14 protein-coding genes are annotated in these 21,408 nt (G+C 58.1%); 4 read left to right on the forward strand and 10 right to left on the reverse strand.

Going from position 1 to position 21,408, the window contains the following annotated elements:
- Window positions 1-361: 361 nt before the first annotated feature.
- The 4 genes from WCL58_RS02660 (at window position 362) to WCL58_RS02675 (ending at window position 5,583) form a co-directional block, all read left to right on the forward strand.
- Window positions 362-2,032: a DUF4091 domain-containing protein gene (locus tag WCL58_RS02660; protein ID WP_336850423.1), complete on the forward strand. Its 1,671-nt coding sequence runs from the start codon at window positions 362-364 to the stop codon at window positions 2,030-2,032.
- A 155-nt stretch (window positions 2,033-2,187) separates the two neighbouring features.
- Complete coding sequence (gene olsF, locus WCL58_RS02665; RefSeq protein WP_049199741.1) at window positions 2,188-3,909, forward strand: ornithine lipid synthase OlsF; 1,722 nt, start codon at window positions 2,188-2,190, stop codon at window positions 3,907-3,909.
- A gap of 101 nt (window positions 3,910-4,010) precedes the next feature.
- Window positions 4,011-4,793, forward strand: coding sequence for an N-formylglutamate amidohydrolase (locus WCL58_RS02670; protein ID WP_084827747.1), 783 nt, complete (start codon window positions 4,011-4,013; stop codon window positions 4,791-4,793).
- Window positions 4,794-4,869: 76 nt separating this feature from the next.
- On the forward strand, window positions 4,870-5,583 hold the full coding sequence (locus tag WCL58_RS02675; RefSeq protein ID WP_049199733.1) for a flagellar brake protein: 714 nt from the start codon (window positions 4,870-4,872) through the stop codon (window positions 5,581-5,583).
- A gap of 60 nt (window positions 5,584-5,643) precedes the next feature.
- On the opposite strand, the gene WCL58_RS02680 is transcribed toward WCL58_RS02675, so the two are convergent.
- From WCL58_RS02680 to WCL58_RS02725, 10 genes are all read right to left on the reverse strand, one after another.
- On the reverse strand, window positions 5,644-7,071 hold the full coding sequence (locus tag WCL58_RS02680; protein WP_087762752.1) for a hypothetical protein: 1,428 nt from the start codon (window positions 7,069-7,071) through the stop codon (window positions 5,644-5,646).
- On the reverse strand, window positions 7,052-8,962 hold the full coding sequence (locus tag WCL58_RS02685) for a hypothetical protein (RefSeq protein ID WP_336850425.1): 1,911 nt from the start codon (window positions 8,960-8,962) through the stop codon (window positions 7,052-7,054). Before WCL58_RS02685 ends, WCL58_RS02680 begins: the two co-directional genes overlap by 20 nt.
- Before the next feature lie 9 nt (window positions 8,963-8,971).
- Window positions 8,972-10,630, reverse strand: coding sequence for a hypothetical protein (locus WCL58_RS02690; protein ID WP_060418681.1), 1,659 nt, complete (start codon window positions 10,628-10,630; stop codon window positions 8,972-8,974).
- A 13-nt stretch (window positions 10,631-10,643) separates the two neighbouring features.
- Window positions 10,644-12,410 carry a hypothetical protein gene (locus tag WCL58_RS02695; protein WP_204275787.1) on the reverse strand — a complete coding sequence of 589 codons (1,767 nt, stop codon included), beginning with the start codon at window positions 12,408-12,410 and terminating at the stop codon, window positions 10,644-10,646.
- Window positions 12,411-12,538: 128 nt separating this feature from the next.
- Window positions 12,539-14,695, reverse strand: coding sequence for a hypothetical protein (locus WCL58_RS02700; protein WP_336850426.1), 2,157 nt, complete (start codon window positions 14,693-14,695; stop codon window positions 12,539-12,541).
- Window positions 14,696-14,716: 21 nt separating this feature from the next.
- The gene (locus WCL58_RS02705) at window positions 14,717-16,147 is read right to left on the reverse strand and encodes a hypothetical protein (protein ID WP_142109956.1); all 1,431 of its coding nucleotides are present in this window, start codon (window positions 16,145-16,147) and stop codon (window positions 14,717-14,719) included.
- Entirely contained in the window at window positions 16,144-17,898 is a 1,755-nt protein-coding gene (locus WCL58_RS02710; RefSeq protein WP_336850428.1) for a hypothetical protein, read from the reverse strand. Before WCL58_RS02710 ends, WCL58_RS02705 begins: the two co-directional genes overlap by 4 nt.
- A 4-nt stretch (window positions 17,899-17,902) precedes the next feature.
- Window positions 17,903-19,510: a hypothetical protein gene (locus WCL58_RS02715; protein WP_060439867.1), complete on the reverse strand. Its 1,608-nt coding sequence runs from the start codon at window positions 19,508-19,510 to the stop codon at window positions 17,903-17,905.
- 79 nt (window positions 19,511-19,589) lie between these two features.
- The gene (locus WCL58_RS02720; RefSeq protein WP_060418693.1) at window positions 19,590-20,114 is read right to left on the reverse strand and encodes a hypothetical protein; all 525 of its coding nucleotides are present in this window, start codon (window positions 20,112-20,114) and stop codon (window positions 19,590-19,592) included.
- Window positions 20,115-20,566: 452 nt separating this feature from the next.
- Window positions 20,567-21,406 (reverse strand): PfkB family carbohydrate kinase, encoded by an 840-nt coding sequence (locus WCL58_RS02725; RefSeq protein WP_197785258.1) that lies wholly within the window; start codon window positions 21,404-21,406, stop codon window positions 20,567-20,569.
- Window positions 21,407-21,408 lie beyond the last annotated feature (2 nt).

Consider the following 21,408-nt stretch of genomic DNA (forward strand, 5'->3'; position numbering starts at 1 on the left):
GCGAGAATGTTTCACTGTTGTTAAAATCGAAAGGCTTTCACGGCCAAGTGAAAGGTAGTCTTGTTCACATTTCGTTAACCTGTTGATGGGTTTTCTCCCTGCTATTGCGGCATTTAGCGGCCCTCGCAGGCATAGGAATAACTGATAACCCTTGCACCATAATGGGGATTAAAAACATTTTTATTGTGCAAGCATCAGCTTCTTTCATTTTTGTGATGCAAATAAACAAAAAAATCGGGTCGCGGCAGTCAAAGAAGGGCGTGGGAACGATTTTTATTACCGGCTATTGTCTGTGGCGATAAAAGGCGCTAGCCTGAATTTCACCGTGTTTATTCATTAAAAATAAAGAGGGCCGAACATCATGCGCCTGTCTCTGGTATTTACTCATTGCCTGGAGAAAGTATTTCATCGCCACAGCGTGCCGCCTATTTCCGTGGAGGAAAGGCTGAGCGGGTTAAATAACGAGGTGCTTTCCTGGCAGGCGGTGTATTGTTTGCAAACGCCCGGCAACGAAACCCGCCATGAGCTGTGTTATCAACTCGACGGGCAGCTGGCGGAGTATATCAGCGTGCGCCAGGTGCAATCGGTGCCGAGCGGTTTTCCCTGTTATCGCGAGACCGACGAGAATTACCTGACGACCGAGCCGGGCTTATTTCCCGATCCGCTGATGCCGCTGCCGCAACGGCGTTTTTTCGCCGCCTGCCGCTATTATGGCAGCCTGTGGCTGACCCTGACGCCGCCGGCCGACGCGAAACTGGCCGGCGACTTTCCGTTGACCCTGCGGCTGCTGGATGCCCAGAGCGGCGAGGCGCTGGCCGAGGCCACGCTGACGCTGCATCTGGTGCCGGCGGCGTTGCCACCGCAAACGCTGTTGCACACCGAGTGGTTGCACACCGACTGCCTGGCGGATTACTACCGTCTGGCGGTGTTCAGCCCGGATTACTGGCGCGCAGTGCGCCACTTTGTGCGCTGTGCGGTGCGCGCCGGGGTCAATATGCTGCTGACGCCGCTGTTTACGCCGCCGCTGGATACCGCCGTCGGCGGCGAACGCACCACGGTGCAGCTGGTGAGGGTGACGCGTTCGGCGCAGGGGTATGGCTTCGATTTCAGCCGCCTGGCGCAGTGGGTGGCGCTGGCGCAGGAAGAGGGCATCGAGCACTTCGAAATCGCGCCGCTGTTTACCCAATGGGGCGCGGCGCATGCGCCGAAGATCGTGGTGGAGGAGCAGGGCGAGGCGCGACCGCTTTTCGGCTGGCACACCGATGCGCAGGGCGAACCGTATCAGCGTTTCCTGCAGGCGCTGCTGCCCGAATTGACCGCCTGGTTCCGCGAACGGGGGCTGGAACGGCAGGTGTGGTTCCATGTTTCCGATGAGCCGACGCTGGACAACCTGGCGGCCTACCGGCGCGCCGCCGCCGCGCTGCGGCCGCTGCTGGACGGCTTCCGCACCTTCGACGCGCTGTCGGATTTCGCTTTCTATCAGCAAGGCCTGGTGGAAACCCCGGTCGCCGCGACCGATCATATCGATCCCTTTATCGAACACCGGGTGCCCGGCCTGTGGGCCTATTACTGCTGCGTGCAGAAAACCGAGGTCGCCAATCGGTTCTTCGCCCAGCCTTCGGCGCGCAACCGCATATTGGGCGTGCAGCTGTATCTGTACCGCATTGCCGGCTTCCTGCATTGGGGATTCAACTTCTATAACAGCGCCCATTCGCGCGAGCGCATCAATCCGTACGCGGTGACCGACAGCGGCCATGCGTTTCCCTCCGGCGATCCGTTCGTGGTCTATCCGGGCGAGGATCTGCAGCCGGTGGAGTCGCTACGCCTGCGGGTGCTGCACCAGGGGCTGCAGGATATGCGCGCGCTGCAGCTGCTGGAGAGTTTGACCGACCGGGCGACGGTGGAGGCGCTGATCGAACGCGAGCTGGGCATGCGCATCACCTTCAAGCGTTATCCGCACCAGGCCGGGCCGCTGCTGCGCCTGCGAGAAGCGGTGAACCGCCGCATCGAAGCGTTGCTGGCGCCGATGTGAGGGGCAATGGGGGCGAAAATGCGTCTTTCGCTCCCAAATCGCCATTACTTTGCTATACCTGATAGTCGATGGATTCATTTTATTGTCATGTAACTGACACGTCAGAGTCACGGCTCTGGCTTAAGTTTGCAGCGACTACGTCAGGAGATAACGCGATGTTCAGCCTGGATTCTCTGTTGCAAGATGCATTTCCACACCGCAATACCCCTGCCTGGCAGCGCAGCCTGCTAAGAACCCTTCTCTTCGAAAAAGAATTCAAACAGTTCGCCGCCGACTATCCCCACCTGAAAGGGCTTGATCTGATCGAGCAGGTGGTGGACTACTTCAACCTCAGCTGCGAGCTGGTGGACGGCGATCTGGAAAACATTCCGAGCCAGGGGCCGGTGGTGCTCGTGGCCAATCACCCGATCGGTTCGCTCGACGGCCTGGTGCTGCTGCGCGCCGTCGCGGCGGTGCGCCCGGATGTGAAAGTGGTGGCCAGCCAGCTGCTGACCTACATCGAACCGCTGCGCAACCTGTTCGTGCCGGTGGATAACGTCGCTTATAAAACCAGCCGCAAGCAGATTGAAGGCATGCAGCAGCAGCTGGACAATCAGGGCGCGCTGATCCTGTTCCCGGCAGGCGAAGTGTCGCGTATGAGCCCGAAGGGCATCCGCGACGGCCACTGGCATACTGGCTTTCTGCGTCTGGCCGCCAAGGCGCGCGCGCCGATCGTGCCTATTCATATCAGCGCGCGCAACAGCAACCTGTTCTACTTTACCTCGCTGGTCTACCGGCCGCTGTCGACGCTGCTGCTGGTGCGCGAAATGTTCCAGCAGCGGGGCGGGCGCATCAAGATCCGCATCGGCGGCCGCGTGCCGTTCGCCAACTGGCATGACGGTCACACCAGCGCCAAGGATCTGGCGGAGCGTTTTCGCCGCCATGTGTATCGCCTGGGCCAGGGCAAGCCGGGGCTGTTCGCCAGCGAATCGCCGATCGCGCTGCCGGAAGAGCGTTTGGAGCTGAAAAAAGCGCTGGCGAACTGCGAACGCTTGGGGGTGACGCCGGACGGTAAAACCATCTACCTCTACCGCCGCCACGACGAAGCGCGCACGCCGATCCTGCGCGAACTGGGTCGCCTGCGCGAGATCGCCTTCCGTGCGGTAGGGGAAGGCTCCGGCCGCCGCCGCGATCTGGACAGCTACGACGACGACTATTATCACCTGGTGCTGTGGGATGAGGAGGAGCTGGAGATCGTCGGCGCCTATCGCTTTATCCCTACCGCCGAACAAATCGAACGCAAAGGGCTGGAAAGCATCTACAGCAACAGCCTGTTCCACTACGACCGCGATATGGAACCGATCCTGGCGCAGGGCATCGAGCTGGGGCGCAGCTTCATTCAGCCCGCCTATTGGGGCAAACGCGGGCTGGACTATTTGTGGCTGGGCATCGGCGCCTACCTGTCGAAATACCCGCAGTACCGTTATCTGTTCGGCCCGGTGTCGATCTCCGGCGGCATGCCGCTGGCGGCGCGCGATCTGCTGATCGCCTTCTATCGGCTCTACTTCTCGCCGGATCATGCCTTCGCGCAGTCGCGCCGGCCTTATCCGGCGTCGCTGCCGCAGGTGCTGGCGCAGTTTGCCGGGGACAACTACCAGGAAGATCTGGTGCGGCTGAAGAGCCTGCTCAGCAACATCGGCTGTTCGATCCCGACGCTGTACAAACAGTACACCGAGCTGTGCGAGCCGGGCGGGGTGCAGTTTATCGACTTCGGCACCGATCCGGCGTTCAACAACTGCATCGATGGGCTGGTGCTGGTGGACACCACGCGGCTCAAGCCGTCGCGCTATCAGCGTTATATTGCAGTGCATCAGCCACAGCCAGCCGAGACGGCATGATTGTAGTCTGACTCATGCCTTTTTGATCTAAGCACGACCTTGGGGCCGGCGACGGGATAGCGCTACGATAAACGTTTCGCTTTCAACCGCCGGAGCCTTGCATGCCTCACTCGTTTATCCCGCCGTTATTGTCCGCCGATGAACCCTCTGCCGCCGCCGTTGAAATCCCGCATGGCAAAGCGCCATTTTTGCTGCTGTGCGATCACGCCGGCAAGGCGATACCGCAAGCCCTCGGCGATCTCGGCTTACCGCCCGGGGAGATCGAACGCCACATCGGCTGGGATATCGGCGCGCTGAGCGTGTCGCGCCATCTAAGCCGCCAGCTGGACGCAACGCTGATCCATCAGCGCTATTCGCGGTTGGTGATCGACTGCAACCGGGCGCCCGGCATCGCCAGCTCGATCCCGCACTTGTCCGAGCTGACGCCGATCCCCGGCAATATCGGTATCGACGCCGAACACGCGCTGGCGCGCGAGCGCGAGGTGTTTTTGCCGTATCACCACGCCATTGACGATCATTTAGGGCAACGTCAACTGCGTGAACTGCCGACGGCGGTGATCGCCATGCACAGCTTTACGCCAGTATTCAAGGGGGAATCGCGCCCCTGGCAGGTGGGGCTGTTGTTTAACCGCTACCCGGAGTTTGCCCATCTGCTGGCCGAGCTACTGCGTGAAGAGGGGGATTTGCAGGTGGGCATCAACGAACCTTATGCGATGACGGACGCCACCGACTATACGTTGCCGGTTCATGCGGAACGCCGCGGTTTGCCTTATGTCGGCATCGAAATTCGCCAGGATCTGATCGCCGACGAACGCGGGCAGCAGGCGTGGGCGAAACGTTTCGCGCGCCTGTTGCCGCAGGCCTGGCAACGCTGGCAAATTTGACTTTAGGAATATTCCCAGAGATGATAACCGTAAGGAATACGTAAGACGTCATTAGAAAAAAAGTCAGGAGAGACGTGTGGAGCACAGCGATAACGGACTGTTTATCAAACGGGAGCGTTTTGAAGTTCTGGCGATTCTGCGTGAAATTTGCAAACAACGCACGCCGCTGCGCGTAGAAAATCAGCAGCACCGGTTTCAAAGTCTGTTATTGAGCGTCGGGCCGGACAATATCGTGTTTAGCGGTGAGGAAGCCGCGAGCGCCATCGACGGCGCCTGCACCATCGTGATTGAAAGCAACGACGCCAAAATCGAGTTTTCCGTCGGCCAGGCGGAGCTGACCGAACATCAGGGCGTCCAGGCCTGCTCGACCCGTCTGCCGCAGGAGCTGGTTTACATTCAGCGCCGTCGCCAGTTCCGCATCACCACGCCGCACTGGCGTCAATTCTTCTGCACCGGCGAATACCCGGACGGTACGCCTTATGAGCTGCGGATCCACGATCTGTCCGCCGGCGGCGTCGGTTTGCGCTTCGACGGCCCGCTGCCGGAATTCTTCCAGCCGGGTTTGCAGTTCAAGAAAGCGCTGCTGGATCTGGGCAGCTACGGCAGCTTCAAGGTCAACATGGAGCTGGTGGTGGTCAACGACGATCAGGAAACTGACGACAACGATCAGGTGGTACACTTCTCGCGCCTGTCATGCCGCTTCCTCAAGCTGGGGCTGGCGATGGAGCGCAAAATCCAGAGCGCGGTGTTCGCCTTCGAGCTGGATTTCAACAAAAAGAAAAAACGCTGATCCTCTGTTCCGGCGCGTCGGGCTGGATGCCGCCCGGCCGCGCCGCCATTCTCTCCCCGTTCAGGGGACGTAAATAATCTCGAAGCTGGACGTATTGTCGTAGGAGGACTTTTTGCCGCCGTCGACGTAGATAATCTGCAAATCGTAGTGATACACCAGCTTCTTGTCCGGATGCAGGATCAGTTCCAGCACGGAAATCTTCACGTTAACCGATTGAACGGGGTGCTCCTTGTCCAGCTCAATGGTCTGATTGTCGATGCTGACCAGCATGCGCTTGATCGGCCGCGGCCCGGCGGGATCGTAGGCGCCGGCATCGCTGCGGAATTCCACGGTCTTATTGATGTCCGCCGGTGCGGATTGCTTGATGAAATCGGGCAGCCTGTTCTGGTATTTGGCGTCCAGCGCCAGCGCCACGGGCAGATTATCCGGGTTGAAGCCGGTGAATTGCACCGCCAGATACCCCTTGAGCAGCAGGTTTTGCGGCGACCGATCGAAGAAGGCATCCCAAATTAATCCAAATTGGCTGGCGGGCAGCGTGAATGAATCCACGATACCGCTCTGCAGATTGATCAGCGCGTTTTTTTCCTCCGTTTTGCCGTCCGGCAGCCCCAGCAGCAGCGTCAGGGTGTCCGCGTTGGCGAACGGTGCCAGCTTGCCGTCCGGCTGCATCTGCGTGAACTGTGCGGTGGCGTCGCCGATGCGCGCCTGATTGACCTTGGGTGACAGGAAATAGTCGAACGTCACCTCGACATCATTGAGCGAGGTCGCGTGCGGCGCTGCAGAAAACGAGATAGACAGCATCGGTTTGTCGTCGTCGGCGGCGTTGGTCGCCAGCAGGAAAGTATCCGGCAGGTAATAAAGATAGTTTTTTCGTACATAGTCCTGATAGTAGTTGTACCACAGCTGCCCGAAGGCCAGCGGCGTGAGGATCAGCTGCAGGCGCGGTGGCGGCGGCAGGATGCCCTGATAGATATAGGGATAGTAGTTCTCGGCGAAGTAGAAGACTTTCGGCGAGGTGATGGTGTTGAGGAGCCCGTTATCGGTGACGATGGCGACCACCAGCGTGGTTTGCGAGTCATAATCCGACAGCGCTCGCAGCAGCGCGTCACGCTGTTCCAGGCGGTCCAGGTCGAGCTGGGCGCGGTAGCGGGTCGGCGGGACGTCCAGCAAAACCTGTTCGAAGATCATTTCTTCAACCTTGCCGAAAGTGCTGAAGGTCAGCACCACGTAGGGCACCTGCTGAACGGCGCGGCTGAGCGCGAAATCCACCGTCATATGCCAGCGCGTACCGTCACTGCTGGTGGCGATGCGATAGCGCGTCTCTCCCGAGACGACTTCGGTACAAACATCGGCCTGCAGTTCGTCGGCCACCGGCGCGGGCGCGGCGCGGTAGCGCAGACGGGGGGCTTCGGCGTCGGGAAACTGTTCGCGCGCGTTGTCCAAAATGACCTTGTTCAGCGTCACCAGATCATTGAGAAAGATGTTCATAGCGATCCTCCAGGGAAGAAAGGCGTGCCAGATGTCTGAACTGGTTCAGGCAGGCGGAAGTCCAAAGAAAATGACCGTCGTGACGGCGATAGAGCGGGCTTTCGTCGTTGGTCGCCGGCAAGCGCCAGGCGGCCAGCGCATCGATCGCCGGTGCAAGCTGCGGCACCCCTTGCCGCCTGGCGTATTCCAGCGTACTTAGCCACTCATGCGGGTGGGCATAATAGGGCGTTAACGCGTTGAGGCGGTTGTAATCGCCGTCGCTCCAGCTCACCGCCTGATTCAGCATTTGGATAATGCGCGGATAGGCCGGCGGCGGGCTGCCGTGAGCGGCGGTCAACGTATGGATTAAAATCAGCGCGTTGGTATTCACGCAGCAGTCCAGTTGCGTGATGTCGCCGTCGTCTTTCATCCAGGTGTGAAAGGCGTAACACTCGGCCCAGGGATAGGGCGTCGTCTTCAGCCGCCGTTCGACGCGCTGTACCTGATAAGCCTGCATCTGCGCCAGCGTCTGTCTGGCTTGCGCCAACGAGCGCCGATGAAATCGATACAAGAGCTCAGTGATAATGGCGGTATCGTCGATGTCAGCGTCGATCCGCTGGCCCGCCATCCAGGCGGGGTGCTTGCCGGCAGGCCAAAAATGGAAGTGGTGCGGGCGGCTCTCGCAACCGAGCAAAAAGTCGAGCGCCAGCTCGATATGGGGCGCGGTCTGGGCGGTATAATCCAGCGTGCGCAGCACCTGGGCGGTGACAAAAGCATTTTCATCCTTGTGCCAGCGGCCATCCGGCGTTCTGACATGAGAGGGAAAGGCGCCGCTGGCACACTGCTGCGCCAACAGCTCCGCCAACGGCAATGGCACAAGCGGTGCCGTTTCGCGCGCTTTGCATGGCAGGATTTCGAAATGCGCGTTTTGCGGGCTGAACGTGCAGCTGACGCTGTGATTGCCCTGGCGATCGCAGGAAAAGCCGACGACGTTGTACTGCAACGGAACCTGTTCGCTCACCGCGCGGTTAAGCAGCGGCATGGCTTGGCCATCGGGCGCCAGCAGCGCGGTGATGCCGTCGAAAACGCGGCGGTTGTCGCCGAAAAAACTTGCCGCCATGGCGAACAGCGTAAAACTCTCCAGATTGCCGTCCGGCGCGTATCCCAGACTGAATCCGTAGGTGGTCGGGGGGAAGTCCCGCCTGTCCTGCTGCCGCAGCGCGCGGTCCAGCAGCGGCATCAGGGCGGAAAAACGGCTTTCTCCCTCGAACAGCCGCATGACGGCGAGGATATCGTCACGCGTGATCCGCGCACTGTGCCACTGGTAGTAATATTCGCGCGGAGAGTCGGCAGATTCCGGGTAATACCCCACCATCAGCAGCGTCAATCCCGCCGCGCGGCGGGCCTCGGCGGTGAGCGGCCCTTGCAAGCCATCGGGTGCGGCCGCCATGTCCGCGGGGGTTTCAACGTAGACCTTGGTTTTGATCGCGTCCGGGGCGTATTTTCGCCCCAGCCAGGCACCGAAACGCAGCGGCTGAACGCTTGCACATTGCATACGTCGCACCGCCTCCAGGCTGTTGGCGGGATCGGCGAGCGGGGCCGCGGTGAGCGCCTCACAGTGTCGGGCAAAGGCGCCGGCGCTGCGGCGCTGCGCATAGCGCGGTAAAAAGGGATCCAGCGTGCAGGCGAGCCCCTGCGGTTTGGCCGACGACACGGTGAACTCCAGCGGGCTGCCGTTATAACCGAGCAGGCTGGTGGTAAACGCGACGGACAAACCGCCGGGCGTCGCCTTCGTCCGGCTGAAGCGGGCGACGTCCGGGGCCAGCGTGTTTTGCAAATGGGGCGCTTCCTTGCACAGGGCGTTGACCAGGGCGTTCCATGCCGCGGGTAACACTGCGTTGCGATCGATCATGGTGCTCACCTAAACCAGGTTGGGGATGACGATCGCCGGCGGGTTTTCGCTGCCGCTGCGTTCGACGGTTTCCCCGCCAACCAGGAAGTAGATCAGTGTGTAATTGACCGCCCAGGGCTTCTCCGTCAGACAGCGGTATTTGAACGTTTGGCTCTCGTGCGCGCCTTGCGTAAAGGTATATTTCTTGGTCTTGCGGCTTCCTTTGTCGTCCTGATAGCTCAGCTCCACCATGACCTGGTTACAGTTTTCCCACGAGAATTTGCGGTCGAGGAAGATACTGATCTCGTTGAAAGACAGCACCGAGCCGGGATCCATGTTCAACAGGGTCGAGGCCGATTTGGACTGCGGCTGATAGCTGCTGCTGCCTTCCCAGCCCGAGGAGGCTGCGGATTTGAACGCGAATTCGCTGGTGATATGGAACAGCTCGTTCTTATCGCTGCTGCGGGCAATGCGTTTGGTCCATGTCCCGTCATCGTTGGTGAAAGGCGCGCCGGTATAAACCTGGTTGTTGTAACGGATGTTGAAGGTGGCGGCCTTGATACCGTACTCCTCGAAGCTGTCCGGCCCGAGCACGGTCAAATCCAGCTGTTGGAAGAACGGATCGTTGACGTTGACCTGAATAAAGTAGGGCGCGGTTTTCTGGGCGTGCAGGATATCGCTGCCGATGAAGTTTTGCGGCACGGCGGACTGGCTGAGGGCTTTCGACGAGGTGTAGTTGAAGTTCAGGCTTTTGGTTTCCTCGATCCGCACCAGCTTGATCTCCAGCGAAGCGCTGGGGAACAGGCCGCCTTTGCCGGCTTCTTCGCCTTCTTTCTTGTCGCTGGCGATCAGCGAATCCAGAATGGCGTCGCTGGCGGATTTCGCCTGCGGGTTGCTGTCGTCGTTAGGTTTGAGCGTGGCGCTGAAAAAGCTTTTCAAGATCTCTTCCTTGACGAACTGCAGTGCCCACTCTTTCTCTTTGGCCTCTTCGTCGCCCGGCATGCTTTCGGTGACCTTGATCACCAGTTTCTGATCCTGCTGCAGTTTTTTGATGACGCTGTCGAAGCCCAGCCAGAAGCTGGCCGGCGTCTCAACCGGAATGGGAATGTTGGCGCCGAATTTCAGATCGAATTCTTTGTAGATGCTTTCGAACTGTGCGGTCACTTCGACCTTCAGCGCCGGCGTGATGCCGGTGAAGCTGAGGTTATAGGCGACGGCGGCCGGCGCCTTGGCCTGGGTGAACGCGGCTTCGAGGATCACCGCCTGGGACGGCGTCAGCTTGGCGCTGAAAATGGCGCTGTTGTTGCCGAACAGGCTGGGGCAAGGGGCGCTGATCAGCTCACCGTTGGTGGCGCCCGCGTCGAGCACGAAGAAGTTCACCGTGCCTTTATCATACGGCACCTGGGCCTTGCGGGCATTCTTGGGATCAACGTTCAGTTTGCGCAGATAGTCGTTGAAGGCACGGTTCAACACCGCTTCGTCGATCGCCGTATTGACCTCGAAGTTGATGTATCCCCCTTGCGGATCGCTGGCGTCGCCGGTGTATTTGATCAGCGAAAACACCGGTTCGCCCGACTTCTGCGCAATGTGGATATCACCGGGCAGATACCAGAACTGGTTATCGTCTGAATCGTCGGCGAAGAAGGTGATGTTGTTGATGGTGGCGGTTTTGGCTCTGAGTAATAACATGGCGTTTCCTTAGTTAACTGAGGGTGGCGAGATCGAGAGCGTTGGCGTCGGTCGAGCACTGCACGTTTTCGGGCCGATCGCCGCCTTCGCCGGGTTGATAGGTAAACCAGATATCCAGATCGACGCTCATCTGCTCCGGATCAAGCTGATCGGCGCTGAAACAGCGCGGGGCGGCATCGGATTCGGTAAATTGAAACACCTGCTGCAGCGTTTCCGCCGGCGTGCAGGCGTAGCTGGCGGAAACGATGACCATTTCCACCCGGCGCCAGTCCATGTCGGCCGACAGCGTCAGCACGCGCTGGCGATACAGGGTCGAGAACAGGTAGACGTCCTGACCGGTCGGTTCTTGCAACTCGGCGGAAATATGCGGTGAGTTGACGGCGGCGCTGTAGGTTTTGTCGACGTCGAATTGGTATTCGTCCGGCTCCGGCAGCATGACCGGGTAGTGGGCTCGCGGGCTGGTCTGGTCAAGTTGGAAGCTGCGCGACACGCTGCTGTTCGGCTGTTGCCGGTGGCGATAGCGCAGCGTGACCAGCACGGATTGATAGCGCTGCCAGTCAAACTGTTGCGCCGCTTCGATCGCGAAATCATAGCGGCCGTAGAGCGACTCGACGTCCAGAAAGACCTCGCTCATCTCCGTTTGCAGGCTGCCGGAGCTGACCGAAGTCACGCCGCCTATCGACTGGTTGAAGTACACGGTGAAGTCATACTCGACCGGCCACAGCATTTTTCCCGTTTTCGGGTCGATCAGGCTGGGTTCCTTAAACGGTTTGGGCCCGAAGTCGTCGCGGGTAAATTTCAGCTGTCGGCTGTTTGAGCCATAGCGCAACCGGGCCGTCACCAGCAGGATATTGGCGTCAAGCGCATCCGACAGTAGGCTGACCCGCACCTCGCGATAGGCGAAAAAGTCATCCTGCAGATCGCGTTTAACGATCGCGCGATCGGCCTGATAGTCCGTGCCGTTGACCAACTGGGCGAACAGGGCCTGCGGATAGAGCGAACGCTGCACGACGGTGGTTTCGCTGATCTTGCCGCTCAGGCGGCGTTGATCGATGTTTTCAACCGAGACCTGTTGTAGATAAAAGCCGGCTTTGGGGCTTGTCTGCTGCGGTTCGTTGGCGATAACCGGCGTGAAGAACTGGCTGGTGAGGATCTGCGTCAGTTCGGCGGCCGCCTGCGCCATATGGCCGTCGGGATCGGTGTCCCTGACTTTGACGGTGACGATTTTCTCGCTGATCAACTGGGCGGATGTCTGCTCGATACCGACGCTAAAGATCAGCAGGTTAAAGCCTATCGAGCGCTGCAGGTAACGGTAAACCTGGTCCCAGTTGGCTTCCAGCTCGAAGGTGGCCGGCGGCAGTTGCTGCAGGTAGTCGATTTTGTAACTGACGGCGATCGGCGTCGAGGCCGGCGTGCGCATCAGGCTTGCCAGCAGCAGGATATCGTCGTCGTCGTCCAGTTTGGCGGACAGGTAGCAATATTGCTGGTCGCTCAGCGAGGTTTTGCTGGTCTGCCCGGGGATAAGATCGGGGATATTCAGCGTCGCGCTGCAGGCGATCGCCTGCAGCGGCAATAAGATCGCATCGCGCGGTATATCCGGGCTGGCGTCGGCGGCGCGTTGCGCCGCGTCGGGCGAACTGGCCAACTGGGTCTGCAACGATAGCGTGGCGTAGTAAAGATCGTCCGGTTGGTTGAGGTTTCTGAAAATTTGCAGTTGGACATCGGGTTGATTGCCTGCGGTGACCTGCACGCTCGGCGCGGCGGCACAGTAGTAATACACGGGCCGATCCGGGTCCGCTCGAATAAAACAGATGTCTTGCATGATTACCTGATCGCGCATAGCGGCAACCTCACGTCATCGGAGAGGGAGCCGGAGCAAGGCGTGCTTGCTCCGGCGGAGACCGGCCGTCAGAAGGTCACGACCACGATGGTGCTGGTGCCCGTGATCGGCTTGGTGACGGTTTTCTCCTGGTTATCGCCGTAATAGACCGTGGCGGTGTAGCTGATCTGCGGCTCGTTGCCTTTCTCTTGCTGCATCAGGTTGAATGTCAGGTACTGCGTGAGTGACTTGGTGTCGAACTCGGTTAACGCAATGGGCTGCGTTTGCGAGAAGTCCCATTTCGGGTAGTTCACCGTCATCTCGAAGGTGATCAGCGAAACGTCTTTTTGCGACGGTTTGAAGATGATGGTGTATTTCTGCTGCTTCGGCAGGGCGTTGGCGATCAGGATCTGATTGCCGCGCGTTTCGCCATAGCCGGGCAGCTGCGGGTTGCTTTCCACGCCCGGCGGGAGGTAGGTCAGGCTGTCGCCGTCCAGCGCATAGTAGTCGGCCGAATAATAAAGCGGCTTTTCCACGTTGGTGCCGATCGGATAAATAAACGGCACCGGCGGGTTCTTGTCGCTGATCACCTGGGTGTATTGCTTGAGCGGCACGCTGTGCTCTTTGTCTTCGTACTGGGTCTTGACCACGACCTGGCTGAAGACCTCCCAGCCCAGCGGGTTGAGCAGGGTGGAGATATCTGCGTAGACGATGCCGCTTTGCGCCGCGTTGATGGTGACCACCAGATCGTCTTTGACCTGGATGTCCCCAGACAGGTAAGGCCTGGCCTGCATGCCGGTGAAGTTGACGGTGTAATGATAACGGTAGGCGCGGCCGAGCTCGGGTTTGATAAACCACTTGTCGGTTTTCTTCGGCCCCGGATCCTTCGGCGTAAAGGTCAGCGTGCTCTTGAGATCGTCGTCGTACACCGCGGTGACCACGATATTGGCGATGTTATACTTGGCCATGTCTTCGGTGACGAAGAACTCCGGCTGGATGTACTGATAGAACGGGTCGTGGAGATCGTACTCTTTGAAGTACTGATCCAAATCGGCTTCGCCGACGATTGAGCGTATCGACGGCAGCTGAGTTTGCGGGTAAATGGTGGAGGACACCACGGCGTTCTCTTCATATTCGCGGGTGAAGCTCAGAGTTTGCGAGATTTTGGACTGGAATTTTTCGAAGCTGCCGGCGTCGTTCAGCAAATTGAGACTCATGTCGATGCCGGTTTGGCTGCTCAGGATCTGCTCGACCTGCTGTTGCCCCCAGTTCCGCAGACTTTCCTTCCATTTATCATAGGCGGCGGGTTCCATGCCCATTTCTTGCGCCGTCAACCCGATCCGCACGTCCACCTTGATCGCTTCCTTGGCGTAAAACTCCTGCTCGATCTTTTTCTCGTCGGCCGACCAGGTGTGGTAGTTGATGGTTTGCGCTACGAACTTGGCCTGCTCGCTGTTGTAGGTGACGATCACTTTGGCCGCCGACATGGAGGCATCCAGGGAGAGGTCGAAGCGCACGCCGACGCTGGCGTTTTTATCGGTGCCTTTCAGCACCTGTTCAAACAGCGTGGCGCCTTCCCCGGTCAGCGACAGGCTGAACACGGTATTGTTGTCGCCGAGGCCGGAGGGGGACAGCGGCGTTGGGATCTGGCGATAGAACTTATCGTTGCCGTCGAGGATCAGCATGGCCTGCGCCGAGGTGTAGCGCGGCTGCATCAGTTCGATTTTCGCAGCGTCCGCCGGCATCAGTTCGCTGAGGAATTGATCGTCGCCCTTGTTGCCGTCGTAGAGCGCGACAAACCGGTTAAGCTGTTCATCGCTCAGGCCGGTATTCTTCTGCGCCTGGTCCATCGCGGTCTTCTTGGTGTTGTTTTCCGGGTCCGCTTCATAGGCCTGTTTTGCCTTGATGTAGTCGACAATGAGCTTGGATTTTTTATCCAGCGGGCCGTCTTTTCTGCCAAGGCCGTTATACAGCTGCAGGCGGATGCGGTCTTTCATTTCCGCATTCGGCTGCGGCAGCTGCACGGTGAATTGCGCGTAGCCGCCTTGCGTATCTTCGCTGCGGTATTTGTAAAACATGAAGCTCGGCGTATTGGTATCCCGTTTGGCAAACACCGGGATCTCCGGCACCACATAGAAGATATCCTTGCTGTCGCTGTCGCCGTAGCAGGTATACGCGTATTCCTTGACGCCCAAATACTCGGTGACGTCGATTTTTATCGATTGCTGCAAAGCGGTGGTTAACATAGGGCGGTCCTCTTGTTTATGTCACTTGTGGTATTGCAGTTTGATGGGGCCGGTGGTGGCCTGCAGGGGGCCGGAGTCGTAATTTTTGGGGAATAGCGCCGCCGTTTTCCCTTGCCAGCGATAGTCCACCCGGCCGTTGAGGCCGGCGGCATGGGCGTTGATCCACCAGATGGCTTGCCACTGCGCGGCGGAAAAGGCGAAGGTGAAGTTTTGTTTCTTGCCCTGGCCCGCCGGGAGATAGCTGGCGCTGCCGGAGATCGTTTTGAATTCGGACTTCAGAGACTCGGCGTCGAACAGCAGGCTATAGAAACCCACATCCTGCGGCGTCAGCGCGATGGCGTTCTGCCACGCCAGCCGGCTCTCGAAGCTGGTGTAATCGGCGAAGGTCACCTTGAGTGCGATATCGCTCACCGCCGCTGTCGTTTCCAGCGTCACTGGCGGGAAGCTGGGCCACGCCATCGGCGTTTGTTGATCTGCCCAGCGCAGCTCTATCGCCATGATATTGAAGCCTTTCGGATCAAATCCCAGGCTGACGGTGCAGCGTTGAGGCTCGATCGGCTTATCCGGCCTGCTGGGTTCCGGCAGGGGCGTAGCGGTAAAGGAGATGATGCCGTCGGCCGGCAGCCGATTCAGCAGTTCGGCAATGTCGCGTTGCTGCTCCAGCAGATAGCGCTGGGGCACGGTGTCGTCGTATTCGATCTGGTAATTCAGCTTGTTGGGGATTTGTTCTGGCGACGAGATATTGCGTAGCGTGTTGGCGATCAGCAGTGAGGCGGTGTTTACCAACGCCTGGCGAACGCGAGCTTGCGTCTGTTCTGAAGGCGTATTGTCGAACTGCGCTTGCACAATGACGACGCCGGCGTCGATTTGTTGGTTCAGCAGCCTGGCGATCGCTTCCGGTTGCCGCGCCTGCTCGTTGAAGGCCAGGGTGACAAACGCGACCCAATCGGCCTGCAAACGGGCATTGACGCGGCTGTCGACGCTGAATCGGCTGCGAGTGAGAAAATAGACCTGGTCTTTTGTTCCCTGGATCGCGCCCGCCAGCCGGCCAGACTCCTCATGGGTCAACGCCATTTTGGACTGTTCAAATTCGACGCTGTAGGCGGCAGCAGCCGGCCGCTGCGCGAAGTGCAGCCACAGCGATTGCTGGATCTCCTCCTGCTCCAGGGTGATGGTTTCCGGAGCGGGGACGAAATGGCGGCGGATATAGTCCTCGATCGCAGCCCTGTCGACCGGCAGCTTCGGTGCGATGAAGGTCGCCAGGCCGCCGCCGGGGCTGGTCAGCAAATGCAGCGAGCTGATCTTGCCGGCCGGCGTTTCCTGCACCACCTGCGGCGTATAGCTGCCGTAGGTGTAACAGCCGCTGGGGCGCGTTTGGTCGTGAAACGCCAGCGCGCGGTCAAGAAGAAAGAAGTTTTGCAACGTACGTTGCGGATCCAATTCGTCGGTCATGGTGTATCACCCTTGATATCGATCGTTTGGTCGCCGGTGACATAAGGCGACCAGGGGCCAGTGGGAGTCTTGTAGCGGAAGCCGGCGGCGAAAATGGAGGTGACGTTCCATTTGTAGACGAAGCTCGGCTGCGAATGCGTAAAAGTGCGGTCGCTGGTGCGCTCGCTGTCCTGCGGCTGAAAACTCAGTACGGCGCTGAGCGACTGCGGCGGCAGCCGAACGGTGATCGTCGCCTGCTGTGCGCCGAACTGCGGAAAACTGTAGGCGCCGATGGTGGCGTTTTGCACGATCGGGGCGGGTAACGGGACGGCGCCGTCGCCGGAAAGCGAATAGGCGGTCGCCTCGGCAAAAGTCGGGTCGCCCAGGATCGGTGCGCTGAAATAGGGCGCCGATGCGCTGAGCGCCCACGTTTGGCGCCAGTCGGCGGAGTAATAGGGGCCGCCAAGTCGGCTTTGCTGGGCGAACGTTGGGTCGAGATAAAGGGTCAGGAAGCGGCAAGGCAGCGCGGCGTAATCCAGTACCAGGTTATCCTCGTCGCAGCGACGTTGTTCGCCGGGCAACGTGCGGTAAACGCCGTCTTGCGGGTAATTCACGCGGATCTGGTAGAAAAACGGCTGTGCATCCAGCGCGCTGTTGTGAAACTTGAAGGTTAACCAGGTGCGGTCGGGGCGCAGCGCCAGCGTTTGCGTTTGCTCGATCGGGTAGATATTGCCGGGCGGTACGGTCAGCTGAATATCGATCGTAACGCCGGATTGCAGCCCCAGCGGGTAGGCGTAAAAGACGTTGATCTCTCGCTCTCCCGCCGGCAGCGGCGGTGCGGTGGTACGATGGATAATGGTATCGGGCGAAACTTTGGCGATCTGCTGCGCGGCGGCGAACGGATCCAACGTGAAGCAAAGTGGCCGCTGAGTCAGCGCGACATTGGCCAGATCGCACCGGGTCCGGCCGGTATGCGGGGGCGGCGTCAGAAGGATCTGCGCCACATTGCCGGCGGCGGGGCCGGCAGACGGCGCACCGTACAGGTTGTATAGCCGATCGAGCAAAGCCTGGCTGAGCAACAGATCCCCGGCCGGATCGTTAGCCGGTGGCGGTGGGTCGATGTCGAGCGGCAAGTGGGTGAGGTTGCGGCTGAGGTAGAGGGTCAGCCCGTCGTAGGGAAAGACAATCCCGGTATCGCCCACGGCATGGGCACCTTCCACGCCGGCGGCCAGGGCCAGGATCAGCGCACGGGCATCAAATTCCACCCGGTAGGCCAGACGCGGCGATACGCCTTCGACGAAACCGTCCAGACGCGCGTTGAAGCCTATCGTCTCATCGAGCAGGGTGCGCTCGATCAACTGAGTGCTTGCCGCATTGAGCAGAATGATGAATTGACTGCACTGTGCCGAATACCAGGTGGTGTCGTAGTGCCGGCCGTACAGTTCGCTGTGGTAGTCGATGGGCACGTCGAATCCCAGGCTGCCCGGCAAGACCGGCAGCGCCTTCACCGCACAATCCGGATACTGTTGCTTGAATACCTGCAGGCTTTGTTCACCGGCGAACTGCAATTGCGTGGTGAAATTCAGCCAGCCGTAGAGGCTTTCGGTACTGTAGCTGCGCACGATATCCAGCGAGAAAGCCAACGGGTCGGCCGCCAGAATGCTGAGCGCCTGAGGATATAAATAATAGGCGTCGTTTTGCCGATACGCGGCGACGAAACGTTGAGCATCGCAGATAATAATGCGCTGGAAGTCGGGGTAGCCTTCATACATGATATTATTCTTCCGCTGCATTGATCATATTGTGGTAATCCTGGTGCCACTCGGCAGGCAGCGTTTTCAGCACGTTTTTAGGGCGTTGGTGATATTCGTCTTCATAGAGGTGTTGAACCAGCGCGTCACCGACCAGCACGCCGTTAGCATAAAAAGTACTGAGGGCGCATTGCGTTTTTTGCAGCGGAGAGTCAGCGCTGAGTTGCAGGTTATAGACGGTTAACTCACCGGACTGGAGAGAGAGGGCGGTAATTTCGCACTCACCGTGCCGAGTTTTAAGACGCATGCCTGAGGTCAATTCACGGGCAAGACAAATACCGTTTGCGGTGACGAAAGGGTGCCCCAGGCTGGCTTTTATGCGATATTCACGTGCCGCCTGGTCGCGGGCGGTAATATCAATGTAATGCTGCTCCTGCCCCGTGGTGATATTCTCAATGCGTCTGGGGTGGTTATTGCCGCAAATAACGAATTCATCTGCCGTGAGGGCATTGATCGGCTTTTCTGTCCCATCCTGCATTAAAATCAACGTATCCTCTGCCAGGCAGCCATAAATAATCTGCATCGGTTTGATTTGTACGGTATTGAGCAGGCGGCGATCCGGATCGCTTTCTTTGGGCGCGTTAGTAATAAAGGCGGCGATGCTGCGGCCTTCGACATCAAGCGTAATTTTAAAAACGTAATAAACCATCTCACCGGATTCAAAATCGACGCGGTTGAATTTCAGCCAGTCAAGATCCCAGGTGATGTTATTTCCGCTGATTCGGGTTGCGGCAGAATTAAAAATATTATAGCCGCCGTAAGGGGTGATCGGATCGCCGCCGGCGCGGGTGCGGATAAGATAAATGGTATTGCTGGCGTTGACCGGCTTGCCATTGCTGAGATCAATATTGCCAAAATAGGTGATGTTGCCTTTTATCGGCACTTTAACCGTGCCGTCCTGATCGTAGCCGGTGCGATAATCACAGTCGCCATCGTCACGCGTCAGGCAAATCTTGATCATGCGCTGGTTATACAGATTCCTCGGGGAATCGTTGATCATTTCTTTCGGGTAGCTTTGCGTCGTGACGATTTCGGCGCCGTAAACGGTTTGCTGGCCGACCGTTTGCGCGAAGGTATAGATCACCGTAACCGGAAAGCTGCCGCCGGTCTGGCTTTGCGGATAGTCACCGCTGGCACCGATGGTGCAGTCCGCCGTGTAAACGTAGTCGCTTTTGTATTCCACCTTGCCGACGTTATCGGCGCCGCCGTCGAACAGGCCGAGGGTTTGCGTCACATTGGTCGCCTGAACCGGCAGAGAGCCGATGGCGTCGGTTTGATAACGCTTACCGTCGGTGGAATCCAGCCTGACGATGCTGTACACCGGCTGAGCGCCGCTGGTGTTGGCCTCGCTCATCCGGCCTGCGACCCGTTTGACGCGTTTCGTCTGCTGCCAGAGCTGGGTGAATTGCGGTGCGGCGGCGGCGGTGACGCCGGCCAGTTTTAATTGAATATCATAAAATTCGGTTAAAACCGGATCGCCTGGCTCGATAAGAAATACGCCGCTGTTCTCGTATCGGTCGATAACGTTTTTTACGATGCGTTTCTCATCTGACGTATAATCTTTTGCGAGCATAATATCGGCACCAATAAATTAATGGCATTGCCAGAGATGCACGCCATCATCATGGCGTGCCCATCGTTTTTAACAGGCGTTATTTGCAGGTTTCTTTACAGTAAGCGTAAATGGCGCTCAGGCAATCTGAAGATAAATACTGTTCGAATTCCGCATCGGTGGGTTCAATATCGACATCCAGCGTCATTGCATAAAGTTCTTGAGCAAACATGTCTTTAGTGGCAGCGGGTTTGTTTTTAAAATAGGTTTTTATTTTGCCTTTGCTCACTTTCCGAATCCAGGCAAACTCACCGCCAATGGCCACTTTCCCGGTGAAAGTGAAGTCTTTACTGGTATAAACGCTGATGTCATTGGGGTAAACCTGATATCTTACCACCTGTTCCACGCCGATATTTTGATTGGTTTCTTCCCAAGTTTCTCTTTTTATTACATTCAACGCAAAGTTTTTTCCATCGACCGGGCCATCTTTAGCATCGGCGGTGCCGCCAAATAACATCGGGCAACCTCTGGCAAAACCTTCGTTCTTTAACCCTAATAGAATAAAATCGGAATTGCCGACAGCTTTGGGCGCGCTATCAAGAATGACATACTTTTTAATAGGCATAGTCAGATCCTTATACGCAGGATGGTATAAAAAGGAGGTGGTGAATCGCTTTGTCGCCGCGTTTTACTCACATTCAACAATAGCAATGGCGCTTGAAAAAGCAATACATACATAAAAATAAATTAAGTGTTTATTCTTGCATAACAGATAATCAATAAAATCACGGCGTTGTAAAAGAGGAGAAATAGTTTAAGAAATCAAAAAAACAGAATGTTTTTTGCGGTTTTTATTTTTTTATTGGCTTTAATTTTAATAAATCAATGTGTTGAGTGTGGTTATGATTTTAAATGGTTCTAATCATTAGTTGTTTAATCTTTTATATATAGTGAATTAATTTATCATTACTGTGCGCATCATTGACGGAGTAATAAATAAAATTCGCAGCGGAATGATTGCCACGGTGAGCAATCAAAACGGATGAGGCGGGGCAGCAGGCTGCCCCAGGTCAGGGTTTAGGTTAACGCCCGCAGGCTGCCGATCTCTTCCCAACCGAAATGCGCCGCTTCGGCCAGCACGTCGCACACTTCGCCGCCGGCGGCAACCACTGCTGCGTCGAGCGCGGTGTCGTGCAGCAGATGGCTCACCAGCAGTGCGGTGAACAGATCGCCGGTGCCTTTGACCGCCGATTTGACCTTCGGATGGGTAAAGCACTGCGCTTCCTGCCGGGTGACCAGCATTAAACCCACTTCGTCTTCGTGCTGTGCCACGCCCGGCGCGCTGGTGACCAGCACCCATTCGGTGGTGTCGTTCAACAGCGCCTGCGCGGCGTGTTGCGTCTGCTCCCGGCTGCTCAAAGAGCGGCCGCACAGCTGCTCCAGTTCGAAACCGTTCGGCGTCAGGCCGTTGGCCAGCCGCAGGAACGGCGAGCGATAGCAGTTGACGATGCGCTCATCCACGTAGATCCCTTCGCCGTAATCGCCCATCACCGGATCGATATAGATCTTTATCTGCGGATTGAGGGCGCGCACCCGCTGCAGCCAGTTGGCCAGAATATGGCACTGCATCACGTCGCCCAGATACCCGACGATCACCGCCCGGGTGCGTTTCATCACGCCGCGGGCGATCAGATCGTCGAGAAAGCCGCCGAACCACTCGCCGGAGATGACGCCACCGTGCGGTTTGCCGTAATAGGGTGGGCAGCCGAACAGCACGCTGGGCACCTGCAGCGCTTCCAGCCCCTTTTTCAGCAGGGCGCGGTAGGCGATACCGTTGCCGACGCTGCCGTAGACCACCTGAGATTGAATGCTGATCACGTCGATGGACGGTGACCGTAAGGGTGAAGTCTGTTGCATGA

The sequence above is a fragment of the Serratia sp. TMDUHS_CL genome (assembly GCF_037137105.1).
Lineage (GTDB): Bacteria > Pseudomonadota > Gammaproteobacteria > Enterobacterales > Enterobacteriaceae > Serratia > Serratia nevei.